Genomic DNA, 14,649 nt, shown 5'->3' on the forward strand with positions numbered 1-14,649 from the left:
TGACGCCGGTAGCTGACGGCTAGTGCATCTCGTAGAATGGCGATTATATTTACGCCCTACCACCTTATTTTCAGGAATATTATATGGGTTTCAATTGCGGCATCGTCGGTCTGCCTAACGTCGGCAAGTCCACGCTATTTAATGCACTGACGAAGTCAGGCATTGATGCAGAAAACTTCCCTTTCTGCACCATTGAGCCAAACGTCGGTATCGTTCCGATGCCGGACCCGCGTCTTGATAAGCTCGCCGAGATCGTCAAGCCGCAAAAGGTACTGCCGACCACCATGGAGTTCGTCGACATTGCTGGCCTAGTCGCCGGGGCTTCCAAAGGCGAAGGGCTGGGCAACAAATTCCTGGCCAACATCCGTGAAACCCAGGCGATTGCCCATGTGGTGCGCTGCTTCGATAACGACAATGTTATCCACGTGGCAAATCAAGTCGATCCTCGTGCCGATATCGAAACGATCAATTTAGAATTGGCGCTGGCCGACCTGGATACTGTCGAAAAAGCTAGCCAACGCTTGGTTCGTTCGGTGAAAGGGGGAGATAAAGACGCTATTGCCACCAAGGCGATTCTTGATCGTATTCAGCCCCACGTTGCGGAAGGCTTGCCGCTGCGCAGTTTTGGCTTGAGCGAAGAAGAGCAGCGTCAGGTGAAAAGCTTCGGCTTTTTAACCCTGAAGCCGACCATGTACATCGCCAATGTCAACGAAGACGGCTTCGAGAACAATCCTTACCTGGATATCGTTAACGAGATTGCCGCCGAAGAAGGCGCGCTGGTGGTGCCCGTGTGCAATCAGTTGGAAGCTGAAATCGCCGAGCTGGACGATGAAGAGCGCTCCATGTTCCTGAGCGAAATGGGCATGGACGAGCCGGGCCTTGATCGCGTGATTCGTGCGGGTTACTCCCTGCTAGGTCTGCAAACCTACTTCACAGCGGGTGTTAAAGAAGTTCGCGCCTGGACAGTGAAAGAAGGCGCAACAGCCCCAGAAGCAGCAGGCGTCATTCACACCGATTTCCAGAAAGGCTTTATTCGTGCCGAAGTCGTCGCTTATGACGATTTTGTTTCACTGGGTGGCGAGCAAGGCGCTAAAGATGCCGGCAAGTGGCGTCTGGAAGGCAAAGAGTACATTGTTAAAGATGGTGACGTAGTGCACTTCCGCTTTAACGTATAAACGGCCACGCCAACATTCTTAGCAATAAAACATTGACTAAAATCAGTGTTATCAGTATCATTCGCCCCCGTTGAAAGGCTACGTAGCTCAGCTGGTTAGAGCACATCACTCATAATGATGGGGTCCCCTGTTCAAATCAGGGCGTAGCCACCAAAGCTTATTGAAAAGCCCGCTGATTCTGTCAGCGGGCTTTTTTGCTTTAACTCGGCTGTGGCTGTGGGCGCAACACGATCAACTCAACGTGGTGCGGTTTAAAAATTGCGTCAGCGCGCGAGTAAGGTACTCCACATCTTTAGTACCTGCAGTTTCTCGAATGGAGTGCATCGCCCACTGCGGGATACCAACATCAATAGTGGGTACGCCTAGTTCGGTCGCGGTAATCGGTCCAATCGTGCTGCCGCAACCCATATCTGCCCGGGTCACGAACAACTGCACCGGGACATCCGCTTCACGACACACATCACGAAACAGCGCGCCGGTAACGCTATTAGTGGCGTAGCGCTGGCTCGCATTCACTTTGATCACCGGGCCGCCGTTAATCGCCGGGCCGTGGCGCTCATCGTGCTTGTCGCGAAAATTGGGATGCAGCGCATGGGCGTTATCGCACGAGATCATCAGCGACGACTGAATCAGCTGAATCAGTGACTCATCACTGCCCTTTTCACTTCCCTTGCCTCCCAGTTGACCATTAATGCGCTTTAGCACATCTGCCAGGAAAGGGCCTTGAGCTCCACAGGCGCTGGCACTACCCACTTCCTCATGGTCATTGGCCACCAGCACAGCCCCTTGACTACCATCGCTCTCTAGCAGCGCTTCTAACCCTATGAAGCAGGAAAGCAGGTTATCCAGTCGGGCGCTCGCCACCAGCTCTTGCTTGACGCCAACGAGTGATGGTGGCTGCACATCGTAAAAACCCAGCTCAAAATCAACCACTTCTACGGCACTCAGGCCGTGCTGCTGCTCTAGCCACTGCGCCACCAACTCGGCTAACGTGGCTGCCTCACTTTGCATCAACACCGGCGCCATTTGTGTCTGCGGATTTATCGGACGGCCGCTATTCACATCTCGATCAAGGTGGATCGCTAAACTTGGGATGGTGGCAATAGCACGATCGACATTGAGCAGCACGCTTTCTAAGCGCCCATCAGCGTGGCGCACATGAACGCGCCCTGCTAACCCTAGATCACGGTCAAACCAAGGCGCCATCAGCACACCGCCGTATACCTGTACGCCTAACTGTAGCCAACCCGCAGAACGCTGAGTAGCATTGGGCTTTAAATGCAGGCCGGGGCTGTCGGTATGCGCACCAATCATGCGCAATTCGGTTAATCTAGACTCAGGTAATTGAAACGCAATAATGGCTGAGTCGTTACGGGTAACGTAGTAGCGCTTGCCCGGCGTTAGCTGCCAATTCGCCTTTTCTTCCAGCCGCTGAAAACCGGCTTGCTCCAATCGCAAGGCCATATTGCCTGCAGCATGCCAGGGTGTCGGTGATTGACGCAGAAAGTCACAGAGACGTGTTAAACGATCAGCGTTGAAAGTCTCGGACATGGAAATCCTCTTAACAGTAATGATTGAGTCTCATAGCGCAGGCGACCTGCTACAATACTCCCTCGACCTACGCAACTCATGGGTCACATTGCGTGTCTAGGGAAGAATGAGTGTACACAAATCCGGGAGAGCTTGACTGATGAGCTTGTTTGCAACGCTTTCGCGTTCGGTCGCCCTGGCTGTCATGCTGGTTGTTTCCAGCCCAGCCGCCTTGGCGCAACTCGAGCCGACCGACGAACAACGCCAGGCGGCAGTGGAAATTGCGGACTCGCTCCGCTACGGACACTATGCTGACGTAAATTTTGACGAAGCATGGTCGCAAGACACATTCCAACGCTATTTGGACATTCTTGACGGTCAGCGCGCTTACCTACTGCGCAGTGATATTGAAGCCTACCGCCATCTAGAAACCAGCATGGCAGACGCCATTTTTAGTGGCGATCTAGACGACGCTTTTAATCTGTATAACGCGTTTAGTGAACGTCAACGCACTCGCGTTGAGTCGCTACTTACTCAGCTCGACGAAGGTCTTGATTTTAACTTTGAAAGCAATGAACGCTTAGAGATTGATCGTGAAGATGCCCCCTGGGCCTCCCGGCAAAGCGAACTCGACGAGCTATGGCGCAAACGGCTCAAAAATGACGCTTTAACCCTTGCCTTAACCGACCAGGACAGCGAACAGATTGAAACCAATCTGCGTCAGCGCTATGAAGGCCAACTGACCCGCCTGGAGCAAACCGAGCCTGAAGACGTGTTTGGCGTACTCATGGCAGCGGTCACTGGCAGCATCGACCCGCACACCGGCTACCTCTCCCCCCGCCAGGGTGAGTCGTTTGATATTCAGATGAGCCTCTCGCTTGAAGGGATCGGCGCCCTGCTTCAATCGGACGGCGAGTACGTCAAGGTTGCAAGCCTAGTGCCCGGTGGCCCAGCAGAGCGCGCAGGCGTTTTGGAACCAGCAGACCGCATCATCGCTGTTGGCCAGGAAGAAGGCGAGATGGTTAATGTCGTCGGTATGCGTCTGGATAACGTCGTGGACTTAATTCGTGGTCCTAAAGGCTCCATCGTTCGCTTAGATGTGGTACCTGCCCAAGCAGTCGATATGACTCGCTCGCAGATCGTTGAAATTACCCGCGATACTGTCAGCCTTGAAGATCAAGCTGCCAGTAGCGAAATCATTGAAGTCGAGCGCAACGGCGAGCCGCACCGCCTTGGGGTCATTAACGTGCCCACGTTCTACGTTGATTTCGACGCTTGGCAAGCCGGTGAAGAGGAGTACCGCAGTACCACACGCGATGTTGCCAAAGAAGTCGAACGCCTTAAAGAAGAGGGCGTAGAAGGTATCGTGCTTGATCTGCGCAACAATGGCGGTGGTGCCCTGCAGGAAGCCAATTCATTGATCGGCTTGTTTATCGATCGCGGCCCCACCGTACAGGTACGCGACGCCCAGGGCCGCATCCAGCTCTACGGCGACAGCGAAGCAGGCACGCTCTATGACGGCCCGTTAGGCGTATTAGTGAACCGCCTCTCTGCCTCTGCATCGGAAATTTTCGCTGGCGCTATTCAGGATTACGGTCGCGGCCTAGTGCTCGGTACGCCTACGTTCGGCAAAGGCACCGTGCAAACGCTTAATGATCTGAGCCATGGCCAGATCAAGCTAACTCGCGCCAAGTTCTACCGTATTTCTGGCGATAGCACCCAGAACCGCGGCGTAGAGCCGGATATCGACTTCCCCAGCCTGATTGACCCCGAGCGTATTGGTGAAAGCAGCTTGGATAACGCATTAGCGTGGGATACCGTTCAGAACGTTCAGTATCGCCGCTATGGCGAACCTGAAAACATGCTGGAGCAACTCATTGCCCAACATGATGCACGTGCGCAGGATAATGCCAATTTCCGCTATCTTGAACGCCAGTCCACACTTGCTCGTCAGCTACGCGAACAGCACACCAGCGTGAGCTTAAACCGCGAACAGCGCGAGCGTGAAATGGAAGCCCAGGAAGCCGAACAGCTCTCATTGGAAAACCAACGCCGCCGTGCGCTGGGCCTGGAAGAGCTGGATGAGTGGATGGACGCTCGGACAGACGCCACGGCAGGAATAGGCGGCGAAGAAAGTGATGATGCTGCTGCCTCACAAGAGAGCGAAAGCGAAGAGGATGAAGCACTGGCCGTCGATCGCGCCTACGTGTTGGAATCAGCAGAGATACTTCTCGATTACGTCCATTTGCAGGATTCTCAGCGGTTAGCGGCTAAGCGTTAACACGCACGGTTAAAGCACACTGAGAAAAAACGCCGACTCCTTTATAAGGGTCGGCGTTTTTATTACGCTATTTTAATCACTTAGCCTGCCTCAGCATCGCGTTAACACAGCGCCGCTCGGCGGGCAGGCCGATCACCCATTCGCGTTAAGCGCTGCGTGAGTGCCGCTAATTGCACAGCGCTGCCTTGGGTGCCCGCCTGAACAATATCGTGGGCCCAGGCAGGTAATTGAGAGGCAAGGCGGTAATAGACCCACTGCCCCTCGCGCTGATCGCTAAGCAACCCACATTGACGTAACTGAGCCAAGTGCCGTGACACTTTGGGCTGCGATTCCTGCAGCGCATGGGTCATTTCACACACGCACAGCTCCTGCTCTTGAGCAATTAGCAGCACCAGCATCAAACGCGTTTCATCGCTTAAACACTTAAATACTTGCAGCGCCTGGGGCGCAGTCACGTTGCCCACCATAAACTTCCTAAACTAATGGATTATCAATGTAGTTTACGTCACTAAATCGGTTGACGGTAAGCACCGATAGTTCTAATGGCGAACCAGCTCACACGCCAGACACAACAAAACCGCCTATACATTAGCTGGCAGTGGGTATAGCAAAAGAGAAAAGGAAACACTAGAAATGAACGCTTTCAGTCAACGCAGAGAAAACTAGGCGCTAATGAAAAGCAAATAAGCAGGGGGAATTAATTGGCTCCTCGAGCAGGACTCGAACCTGCGACCCAATGATTAACAGTCATTTGCTCTACCAACTGAGCTATCGAGGAATCATGCACTACCCAGAACGATACGCCGTAAAAAGGCAGCTAAAGAGGTACTAACTATATTACAACTTGGCTCCTCGAGCAGGACTCGAACCTGCGACCCAATGATTAACAGTCATTTGCTCTACCAACTGAGCTATCGAGGAACATCATAAGTTGTCGTGTTTTAAGCAAAGCCCTTCGCTTTAAAGCGGTAGCGAAGATTGGCTCCTCGAGCAGGACTCGAACCTGCGACCCAATGATTAACAGTCATTTGCTCTACCAACTGAGCTATCGAGGAACTGCTCAAACACGGTGCGTAGTATACCCATTGAAATGTGATGGTCAAGTATCGATTATGGCCGAATGCTAGCCCCAGGTTTCTTGTGCCCGTATAATGGGGATATCTAAAAGTGGCATGGCCCACTATCCGACACTCAATTCATCCTCGTCCCTTGACGACTCATAGATGACAGGTACCGATGGCGAAGAAGCTCTTCATCAAAACGCACGGCTGCCAAATGAACGAGTACGACTCCTCCCGCATGGCGGATCTACTCGGCGAATCTCACCAGCTCGAACTCACTGATAATGAGCGTGAAGCCGATGTCATTCTGTTAAACACCTGCTCGATTCGCGAGAAAGCGCAGGAGAAAGTTTTTCATCAGCTGGGCCGCTGGAAAAAACTTAAAGATGCCAACCCCGATCTAGTGATTGGCGTAGGTGGCTGCGTGGCCAGCCAAGAAGGCGAAGCCATTCGCAAGCGCGCACCGCATGTGGACATGGTATTTGGGCCACAAACCCTCCACCGCGTTCCTTCGATGCTGGATGCCCGCAGCAATAATCAGATTGCCGCTGTGGATGTCACTTTTCCTGAAATTGAAAAGTTTGACCATCTGCCCAAGCCCTCCTCCGATGGCGCCACTGCATTCGTATCGATCATGGAAGGCTGCTCCAAGTACTGCACCTTCTGCGTGGTTCCTTACACCCGTGGCGAAGAAGTTTCACGCCCCTTTGAAGCAGTTATGGATGAAGTCATCCACCTTTCCGATCAGGGCGTGCGTGAGATCAATCTGCTGGGCCAAAACGTGAATGCCTATCGCGGTGAGAATCAGCTTGGCGACGAGATCGACCTGGCCGAGCTGATTGCCTGTGTGGCGGCTGTAGACGGGATCGATCGCGTGCGCTTTACCACCTCGCACCCGGTTGAGTTTACCGACAGCCTTGTGGACGCCTTCGCGGATATCCCCGAGCTGGTGAGCCACCTACACCTGCCGGTACAGTCGGGTTCAGACCGCATTCTTAACGCCATGAAGCGTGGCCACACGGCGGCGGAGTACATCGAAAAGATGGAGCGTATCCGCGCCAACCGCCCGGATATCAGCTTCTCTTCAGACTTTATCATCGGTTTCCCCGGCGAAACGGAAGAAGATTTTGAAGCGACGATGAACCTGATTCACCAGATTGGCTTCGACCACTCGTTCAGCTTCGTTTACTCCGCACGCCCCGGCACACCTGCTTCTGGCCTGCCAGATGAAACACCGGAAAGCGTGAAAAAGCAGCGCTTGGCAATTCTGCAGGAGCGGATCATTCAGCAAACCGCGCAAATTAGCCGCCGTATGGTGGGCAGCACGCAGCGTGTACTGGTTAACGGCTTTTCGCCCCGCGACCCCGGCCAACTCTCAGGGCGTACCGAGAACAACCGCGTGGTGAACTTCCGTGCCGCCAACCCCACCGAGCTAATCGGCTACTTTGTCGATGTGGAGATCACCGAGGCCTTCCCCAATTCGCTGCGCGGCGAACTGGCCTCACCCGAGCGCTATTAAACGTTCACTTAGCACCGCCATTAACACAGGTCATTGCCCCGCTTCAGGCGGGGCAGTAAGCTGAACGATACACACACTAACGAGGGGTTCCCCACTCTTGAGCCAGCCAACACCTCAGGCCAATCGCATCATCACCTTAAGCCTTGAACCCAATGATCCGCAGCGCCTTGCTAGCCTTTGCGGCCAGCAGGACGAGCATTTGAAGCTGATTGAAAGCCGCCTGGACGTGACGCTGCGCAACCGAGGCAATGTGTTCCAACTGGCGGGCCCCGCCAATCGCATTAAAGCAGCGGCAAACGTACTGGAACATCTCTACCGCGAAACGGCATCCAGCGAACTTGAAGCCGATACCGTCCACCTGTTCCTACAGGAATCAGGGCTAGAAGCGATAGAAGATGAAGAAGATGGTAGCGGCAACAGCGACGAAGTGATCATGCGCACGCCGCGCACCATGATCAAACCGCGTGGCCTTAATCAGCAGCGCTATGTGTCCAGCATCCGCGAACACGATATCAATTTTGGTGTTGGCCCGGCGGGCACAGGCAAAACCTATCTAGCAGTCGCTGCGGCGGTTGAAGCGCTCAATCAACAGGAGGTACGCCGCATTCTGCTTGTGCGGCCTGCCGTCGAAGCGGGTGAGAAACTTGGCTTTCTACCTGGCGACCTGGCCCAAAAAATTGACCCCTACTTGCGCCCTCTTTATGACGCTCTGTACGAGATGATCGGTTTTGAGCAAGTGGCGAAACTAATTGAACGACAGGTAATTGAGATTGCCCCGCTGGCCTACATGCGTGGCCGCACGCTTAATAATTCCTATATCATTCTGGATGAGAGCCAGAACACTACGCCAGAACAGATGAAAATGTTCCTGACCCGGATTGGTTTTGGTTCTACCGCCGTCATTACCGGCGATGTGACCCAGGTCGATTTACCCAAGGGGCAGCGTTCAGGGCTGATTCAGGTGCTCGACGTATTGAAAGACACCCCAGGCATTGGCGTTACTCACTTTGCCGCCAAGGATGTGGTTCGCCACCCGTTGGTTCAGCGCATTATCGAAGCCTACGACATGTTCGAGTCCCAGCAAGAAGTGGAAGAGCGTGCTCGCCGTGAAGTGCGCCAGCAAGAACGTGATGCCCGCATGCAATCGCGAGAAGGCTCCTGGGATAGTTCGCGATGAACGAGCCTACGATTGATGAGCTAATAATTGATCGTCAGGCAGCGATCAACGAACCCCTGCTACCCTCTCTGACACAGCTCACCCACTGGGTGGGCTGTGTTTTTGCGCACCACCCGGATGACCAACGCCGGGAAGTGACTATCCGCTTCGTGGATGAGAGAGAAAGTCAGACGCTTAACCGCGACTACCGGGGCAAAGACAAAACCACTAACGTGCTGTCGTTTCCCTTTGAGAGCCCGCCCGGGGTTGAATTACCGTTACTGGGTGATCTCGTGATTTGTCATGCCGTGGTGGCTCAGGAAGCTCGCGAGCAACGTAAACCGCTTGAGCATCACTACGCTCATATGGTCGTGCATGGCATCTTGCATTTAATGGGCTACGATCATATTGATGATCAGGAAGCAGAAGAAATGGAGCAATTCGAGCGCGAACTATTGGCTGAGCTGCACATTCCCGACCCTTATGCTGACACTACCTCCGATGGCATTAATGGCTAAACGCTTTGGGTTTTTATTATTTGATAGTGGGTGCGTTAATTCAGGTAACAACGAATCTGGTACTATCCCCCGCATCGGTGATAAAACAGCTACCTGACAACGCCGTAAATAAGATAGCAACTGTCTGCCCGCAAACGAGAGAATTGACGCATGAGCGAAGACCGATCGAGCAACCCCAATCAAAAATCCTGGCTCGAGAAAATCTTTGGCGCCCTTTCCGGAGACAATGACGAACCCAGCTCACGCGATGAGCTGATGACGTTTTTACGCCATACCGCAGGAAAACTAAAGCTGGACCAAGACGCCATCATGATCATCGAAGGCGCGCTTGAAATCAGCGACCAGCAAGTACGCGAAGTGCTGATACCGCGTTCCCAGGTGTCCGCCATCGCGCTGGATCAAACCAGCGACGGCTACCTACCCCTCATTCAGGAAACCGGCCACTCCCGCTACCCGGTGATTGGTGAAAACCTGGATGATGTGAAAGGTATTCTGCTGGTAAAGGATCTGTTACCGCTACTCTCCCAAACGCAGGCCCAGCGTGACGCTTTCAAGCTTGATGATATCTTGCGACCGGCGATGTTTATTCCTGAGTCAAAACGCCTTAACAGCCTGCTCAAAGAGTTTCGTGATACCCATAATCACATGGCCATCGTCGTTGACGAATACGGCGGCACTGCGGGCATTATCACCATTGAGGATATCCTTGAGCAGATTGTCGGCGACATCGAAGATGAACACGATACCGACGAAGAGGATGATATCCGCGAGATCGAAAATGGCCGTTTTGCCATTCGCGCGCTAACCCCCATCGAAGACTTCAACGAACGCTTTGACACTGAGTTCTCCGACGATGAGTTCGATACGGTTGGCGGCCTGGTAATGCAGCAGTTCGGCCATCTGCCTCGGCGCGGAGAACATACCATTCTTGGTGGCTGGCGATTTGTGATCCTCAATGCTGACACCCGGCGCATTCGTCTACTCGAAGCCTACCGTGACACGCGTCGTGATGACGAAGAAGACGATGACCAGGAGAACAAGCCAGCCTAGTCGCTGATCGTCACTCTGCTCTCTATCCGCTTTCTCGCACTTTACCGACGATAGGTTATCGCTATGGGTTTACCCCCCGCGTTTTTGTTACAGCTGCTTGCCGCCCTGGTTGCTGGTGGATTCACCACCCTAACGGCCTCACCGTTTGAACTGTGGTGGCTTGGCCCGGTGGCGATTGGTTTACTATACACGGGCCTGCACACGTTAACCCCCGCCCAGGCGGCTCTAAAGGGGTGGCTATATGGCGTGGCGCTCTTCGCCAGCGGCACTTCGTGGGTATATGTCTCTATTCACGATTATGGCTATACCGGTGTACCACTGGCCGTTTTCCTAACTGTGCTGTTCGTGACGATTTTGGCGCTGTTTTTTGCCGGAACCTTCTGGCTCTATCGCCGCTTCACATCCGCTCGGCTCGCGTTTATCAGCTTTGCGGGCGCCTGGGTATTGGGCGAGGTGCTACGAACCTACCTGTTTACCGGTTTTCCCTGGCTGCTGCTGGGCTCTGGCTATGTCGATTCGCCACTAGCCGCCTGGGCACCCGTTGGTGGCGTCTATCTGCTTTCTCTATTGGTAGCACTTAGCGGTGCGATTGGTGCTGAACTACTGCTGCGCCGTCGGTGGTGGGCACTCGCGCCACTGGCAGCTATTTGGCTAGTCCCGCTGGCATTGCCTCAGCAGTGGACCACGCCAGTAGACGAGCCCACCCGTGTCGCCCTGTTACAAGGTAATCTGCCACAGCTGTTGAAGTGGACTCCTGAAGGGCAACGGGAGGCCGCTAACACCTACAGCGAACTGACTCGCGAAGTTGCCGACGATGTTGACCTGATTATCTGGCCTGAAACCGCCCTGCCGATGATGGAAACCCAGGCCCGCCCAGTGCTGGAACGAGTACAATCTAACCTACCGCCCGATGTCGCCCTGCTCACCGGCATCGTTCAGCGCGACGACCAAGAGCGCTATTTCAATAGCGTCATTGGCGTAGGCAATGTAGAGGGCAGCTACCAGAAAGAGCACTTAGTGCCTTTTGGTGAGTACTTGCCGCTGGAAAGCGTACTCCGCGGGGCGATCGATTTCTTTGACCTACCAATGTCGACCTTTACCAAAGGCGAGCACGAGCAAACACCCATGCAGGCCGCGGGGATAAATATCGGCAATGCGATCTGCTATGAAATTATCTACCCGCAGTTAGTTGCCCGCCGCGCGCAAGACAGCGGTGTCATCATGACGGTCTCCAACGACACCTGGTTTGGTGCCTCAATCGGCCCCCACCAGCATTTGCAGATGGCCCGTCTGCGAGCGCTAGAGAATGGCCGCTATGTGGTCCGCGCTACCAGCAACGGTATTACGGCGATTATCGACCCCGAAGGCCATATCGTGGAGCGCGCCCCGCAGTTCGAAACCACACTGATAACCGGTGAGTTCTACGCCATGGAAGGTTTGACACCGTTTACCCGCACAGGCAGTTGGCCCGCTTGGCTGCTAGCAGGCTTGTTGCTTTTACCCGGCGTCGTTGCCGCGCGCAGCAAACGTGACGTAAAAAGCTGATACGTAAAAAATCTGATACATAGTACTCGCCCGTAGCAAAATGGCCCGCGTCCTTTGTAGGACGCGGGCCATTTCGTTGTTTCAAGCTAGCGCTATGGGCAAGTGAATGCCAAAAGATTAGGCAGCGCTGTTTTTCAACGTCGCCATATCAATCACAAAGCGATAGCGTACATCGCCTTTTTCCATGCGCTCAAAGCCTTCGTTGATGTTGTTGATATCCAACATCTCGATATCACAGGTAATGCCTTGGTCAGCACACAGCTTGAGCAGCTCTTCGGTCTCGGCAATGCCGCCAATCAGCGAACCGGCAACCACACGGCGTTTGAAGACCAAGTTAAAGGCTTCAATGGCTGGCTCAATAGGTTCAAGCAAACCGACAATAATGTGCGTACCGTCGTACTTCAGCGACTTCAGGTAAGGGTTAAGGTCATGCTGTACGGGTACGGTGTCGAGCATAAAGTCGAAGGTATCAGCCACGGCATCCATCTGCGCCTGGTCGCTGGAAACCACCACGTGGTCAGCACCGTTGCGCTTAGCTTCTTCAACCTTGGCATCTGAGCGGGTGAATACGGTGACTTCCGCACCCAACGCCTTAGCCAGTTTAACGCCCATATGGCCTAAGCCACCCATACCAATCACACCAACTTTATGGCCTTGACCGACGCCATGGTGCTTGAGCGGTGAATAGGTCGTCACACCGGCACAAAGAATCGGCGCTGCTGAGGCTAGATCGATACCATCAGGCATCTGCAGTACAAAGTGCTCACTCACTACGATGGCGTCGGAGTAGCCACCCTGGGTTATGGTGCCGTCTTGGCGGTCTTCGCTACCATAGGTCATGGTGAAGCCTTCCAGGCAGTACTGCTCTACGCCATCTTTACAGGCGGCACAGGTACGGCACGAATCCACCATGCAGCCAACACCGACTAAATCACCGGCTTTAAAACGTGAAACCTTATCGCCGACCGAGGTCACGCGGCCGACAATTTCATGGCCGGGGACGACAGGGTACTGGCTCATTCCCCAGTCATTGCGGGCAAAGTGAAGGTCGCTGTGGCACACGCCACAGTAGAGAATTTCAATCGCCACGTCGTCCGGGCGCGGCTGGCGACGGTCAAAACTGAACGGTGCTAACGGTTTGTCCGCAGCAAATGCTGCATAGGATTTGGCTTGGCTCATCGGTGGGGCTCCATCTTGACTTCGCAACTAGACTTAAAAGCTGTTTTTTTCAAAACCAACTTTCAAAATCAGCAGACATTTCCTCGCGTGCGAGGTATGCCGACAGTATTGGCCTAATCCGTAAGGATAGCGATGAACGAAGCTACGCCATTTTTGCCAATTACTCCGATAGCACGTAATAAAATAACAAAAAATAGCTTAAAATCGCTATGATTATGCAAAAGCCACCAGAAACCAGAGAGAACCCCATGGCCTCCACCGCTCAGGCTGGCAATGCGCTGGCTGCTGTTATTGCACCACTCATTAAAAGCGACGGTATCAGTCAAACGACTCTGCCCGGCGTATCGTTACTCTGTTTAAGCCGCCACCAAGTGCGTACGCCGCTTCTCTATGAACCAAGCCTGACCATTATTGCCCAGGGGCAAAAGATGGGGTATCTGGGCGATCGTGAAATCCACTACGACCCCGGCCACTATTTAGTTCAAACGCTGCCCATGCCGTTTGAGTGCGAAACTTACGGTTCACCGGAAGCCCCGTTGCTGGGTATATCGGTACGCCTGGATCCGGCACTGTTGAGTGAGATGGTGACCGCCATGGGCGAGGCGGTACAACAGAACCAAACGCCACTGCCAATGGCATCAGTCGCCATGAACGATGGTATGCAAGACGCCGTACAGCGTTTGGCGCGCACACTGCATGCGCCTGTTGAATGCAAAACGATGGGCACGGCGCGTATTCGTGACGTGGTATTCGAGGCATTAAAGGGGGAGCAAGGCCAAGCGCTAAGGGCGTTGGTATTGGGGCATGGCAACTATTCGCGCATCGTGCAGGTGCTTTCGAGGCTTCATGCCAATTTTGCTGAAGACTTTAGCATTGAACAGCTGGCAGCCCAGGCCAATATGAGTCCGTCGACATTTCACCAGCACTTTAAGCAAATTACCCGTGCGTCACCGGCTCAGTACTTAAAGCGGCTGCGCTTAATCAAAGCCCAGCAGTTACTTTTGCAGGACAACCACAACGTCAATCAGGCCGCTGCGGCGGTTGGCTACCGCAGCGTGCCTCAGTTTAGCCGCGACTATAAGCGCTATTTTGGCGAGCCTCCGCTTCAACACCGTCGACAGGAACAGGCGTTACAGGCCGGACATCGGGGCGCCATAGCGTTTTACAGTCATTACTGATTACTTGGCAAAGTCTATTTTGCAAAGATCTGGCTCATATCTTTGAACGCCTTGAACTCCAGGGCGTTTCCGCAAGGGTCGAGCAGGAACATAGTGGCCTGTTCGCCCACTTCGCCTTTGAAACGTACGTAAGGCTCAATCACAAATTGTGTATCCCGCGCTTTCAGTCGCTCGGCCAGGGCTTCCCACTCATCCCACTGCAAAATCACGCCGAAATGCGGTACTGGAACGTTGTGACCGTCCACGGGATTGGTATGAGCGCTCTCTTGTCCCGGCGTTTTGGGTTGCTCGTGAATGACTAACTGATGGCCGAAGAAATTAAAGTCGACCCACTGCTCACTGGAACGCCCCTCTTCCAGGCCAAAAACGTCATTATAGAATGCCCGTGCCAGCGCAACATCGTAAACAGGAATCGCCAAATGGAAAGGTGAAAGGCTCATCGTCATCTCCAGCTTAA

12 protein-coding genes and 4 tRNA genes are annotated in these 14,649 nt (G+C 53.8%); 9 read left to right on the forward strand and 7 right to left on the reverse strand.

Features of this window, described 5'->3' with window-relative positions; all coding sequences use genetic code 11:
* The first annotated feature begins 83 nt into the window (after positions 1–83).
* Both ychF and ACWI0H_RS15020 read left to right on the forward strand, forming a co-directional pair.
* Entirely contained in the window at positions 84–1,175 is a 1,092-nt protein-coding gene (gene ychF, locus ACWI0H_RS15015; protein ID WP_007113453.1) for a redox-regulated ATPase YchF, read from the forward strand.
* Positions 1,176–1,251: 76 nt separating this feature from the next.
* A tRNA-Met gene (locus ACWI0H_RS15020) sits at positions 1,252–1,328 on the forward strand.
* A 78-nt stretch (positions 1,329–1,406) separates the two neighbouring features.
* Here ACWI0H_RS15020 and ACWI0H_RS15025 read toward each other — a convergent pair.
* Positions 1,407–2,726 carry a M18 family aminopeptidase gene (locus ACWI0H_RS15025; RefSeq protein WP_485873844.1) on the reverse strand — a complete coding sequence of 440 codons (1,320 nt, stop codon included), beginning with the start codon at positions 2,724–2,726 and terminating at the stop codon, positions 1,407–1,409.
* 139 nt (positions 2,727–2,865) lie between these two features.
* Here ACWI0H_RS15025 and ACWI0H_RS15030 point away from each other — a divergent pair, with 139 nt between their 5' ends.
* Complete coding sequence (locus tag ACWI0H_RS15030; RefSeq protein WP_485873845.1) at positions 2,866–4,986, forward strand: carboxy terminal-processing peptidase; 2,121 nt, start codon at positions 2,866–2,868, stop codon at positions 4,984–4,986.
* A gap of 101 nt (positions 4,987–5,087) precedes the next feature.
* On the opposite strand, the gene ACWI0H_RS15035 is transcribed toward ACWI0H_RS15030, so the two are convergent.
* From ACWI0H_RS15035 to ACWI0H_RS15050, 4 genes are all read right to left on the reverse strand, one after another.
* Positions 5,088–5,453: a metalloregulator ArsR/SmtB family transcription factor gene (locus ACWI0H_RS15035; RefSeq protein ID WP_008957347.1), complete on the reverse strand. Its 366-nt coding sequence runs from the start codon at positions 5,451–5,453 to the stop codon at positions 5,088–5,090.
* 235 nt (positions 5,454–5,688) lie between these two features.
* A tRNA-Asn gene (locus ACWI0H_RS15040) sits at positions 5,689–5,764 on the reverse strand.
* Positions 5,765–5,831: 67 nt separating this feature from the next.
* A tRNA-Asn gene (locus tag ACWI0H_RS15045) sits at positions 5,832–5,907 on the reverse strand.
* 58 nt (positions 5,908–5,965) lie between these two features.
* A tRNA-Asn gene (locus ACWI0H_RS15050) sits at positions 5,966–6,041 on the reverse strand.
* 181 nt (positions 6,042–6,222) lie between these two features.
* Here ACWI0H_RS15050 and miaB point away from each other — a divergent pair.
* The 5 genes from miaB to lnt all read left to right on the forward strand — a co-directional run bounded on the left by miaB (position 6,223) and on the right by lnt (position 11,835).
* Positions 6,223–7,566, forward strand: a complete 1,344-nt coding sequence (gene miaB, locus ACWI0H_RS15055; protein WP_176301940.1) for a tRNA (N6-isopentenyl adenosine(37)-C2)-methylthiotransferase MiaB — start codon at positions 6,223–6,225, stop codon at positions 7,564–7,566.
* A gap of 97 nt (positions 7,567–7,663) precedes the next feature.
* Positions 7,664–8,743 (forward strand): PhoH family protein, encoded by a 1,080-nt coding sequence (locus tag ACWI0H_RS15060; RefSeq protein ID WP_485873846.1) that lies wholly within the window; start codon positions 7,664–7,666, stop codon positions 8,741–8,743.
* Positions 8,740–9,240, forward strand: coding sequence for an rRNA maturation RNase YbeY (ybeY, locus tag ACWI0H_RS15065; RefSeq protein ID WP_176301938.1), 501 nt, complete (start codon positions 8,740–8,742; stop codon positions 9,238–9,240). Before ACWI0H_RS15060 ends, ybeY begins: the two co-directional genes overlap by 4 nt.
* A gap of 150 nt (positions 9,241–9,390) precedes the next feature.
* On the forward strand, positions 9,391–10,290 hold the full coding sequence (locus ACWI0H_RS15070) for a CorC family transporter (RefSeq protein ID WP_101145639.1): 900 nt from the start codon (positions 9,391–9,393) through the stop codon (positions 10,288–10,290).
* A gap of 63 nt (positions 10,291–10,353) precedes the next feature.
* Complete coding sequence (gene lnt, locus ACWI0H_RS15075; protein WP_485873847.1) at positions 10,354–11,835, forward strand: apolipoprotein N-acyltransferase; 1,482 nt, start codon at positions 10,354–10,356, stop codon at positions 11,833–11,835.
* A 117-nt stretch (positions 11,836–11,952) separates the two neighbouring features.
* Here lnt and ACWI0H_RS15080 read toward each other — a convergent pair whose 3' ends face one another.
* Positions 11,953–13,014, reverse strand: a complete 1,062-nt coding sequence (locus tag ACWI0H_RS15080; RefSeq protein WP_336268555.1) for an NAD(P)-dependent alcohol dehydrogenase — start codon at positions 13,012–13,014, stop codon at positions 11,953–11,955.
* Between the two features lie 248 nt (positions 13,015–13,262).
* Here ACWI0H_RS15080 and ACWI0H_RS15085 point away from each other — a divergent pair, with 248 nt between their 5' ends.
* Positions 13,263–14,192, forward strand: coding sequence for an AraC family transcriptional regulator (locus ACWI0H_RS15085; protein WP_336268554.1), 930 nt, complete (start codon positions 13,263–13,265; stop codon positions 14,190–14,192).
* Between the two features lie 14 nt (positions 14,193–14,206).
* On the opposite strand, the gene ACWI0H_RS15090 is transcribed toward ACWI0H_RS15085, so the two are convergent.
* On the reverse strand, positions 14,207–14,632 hold the full coding sequence (locus tag ACWI0H_RS15090; RefSeq protein ID WP_336268553.1) for a VOC family protein: 426 nt from the start codon (positions 14,630–14,632) through the stop codon (positions 14,207–14,209).
* Positions 14,633–14,649 lie beyond the last annotated feature (17 nt).

It is taken from the genome of Halomonas sp. NYA30, from assembly GCF_976980765.1.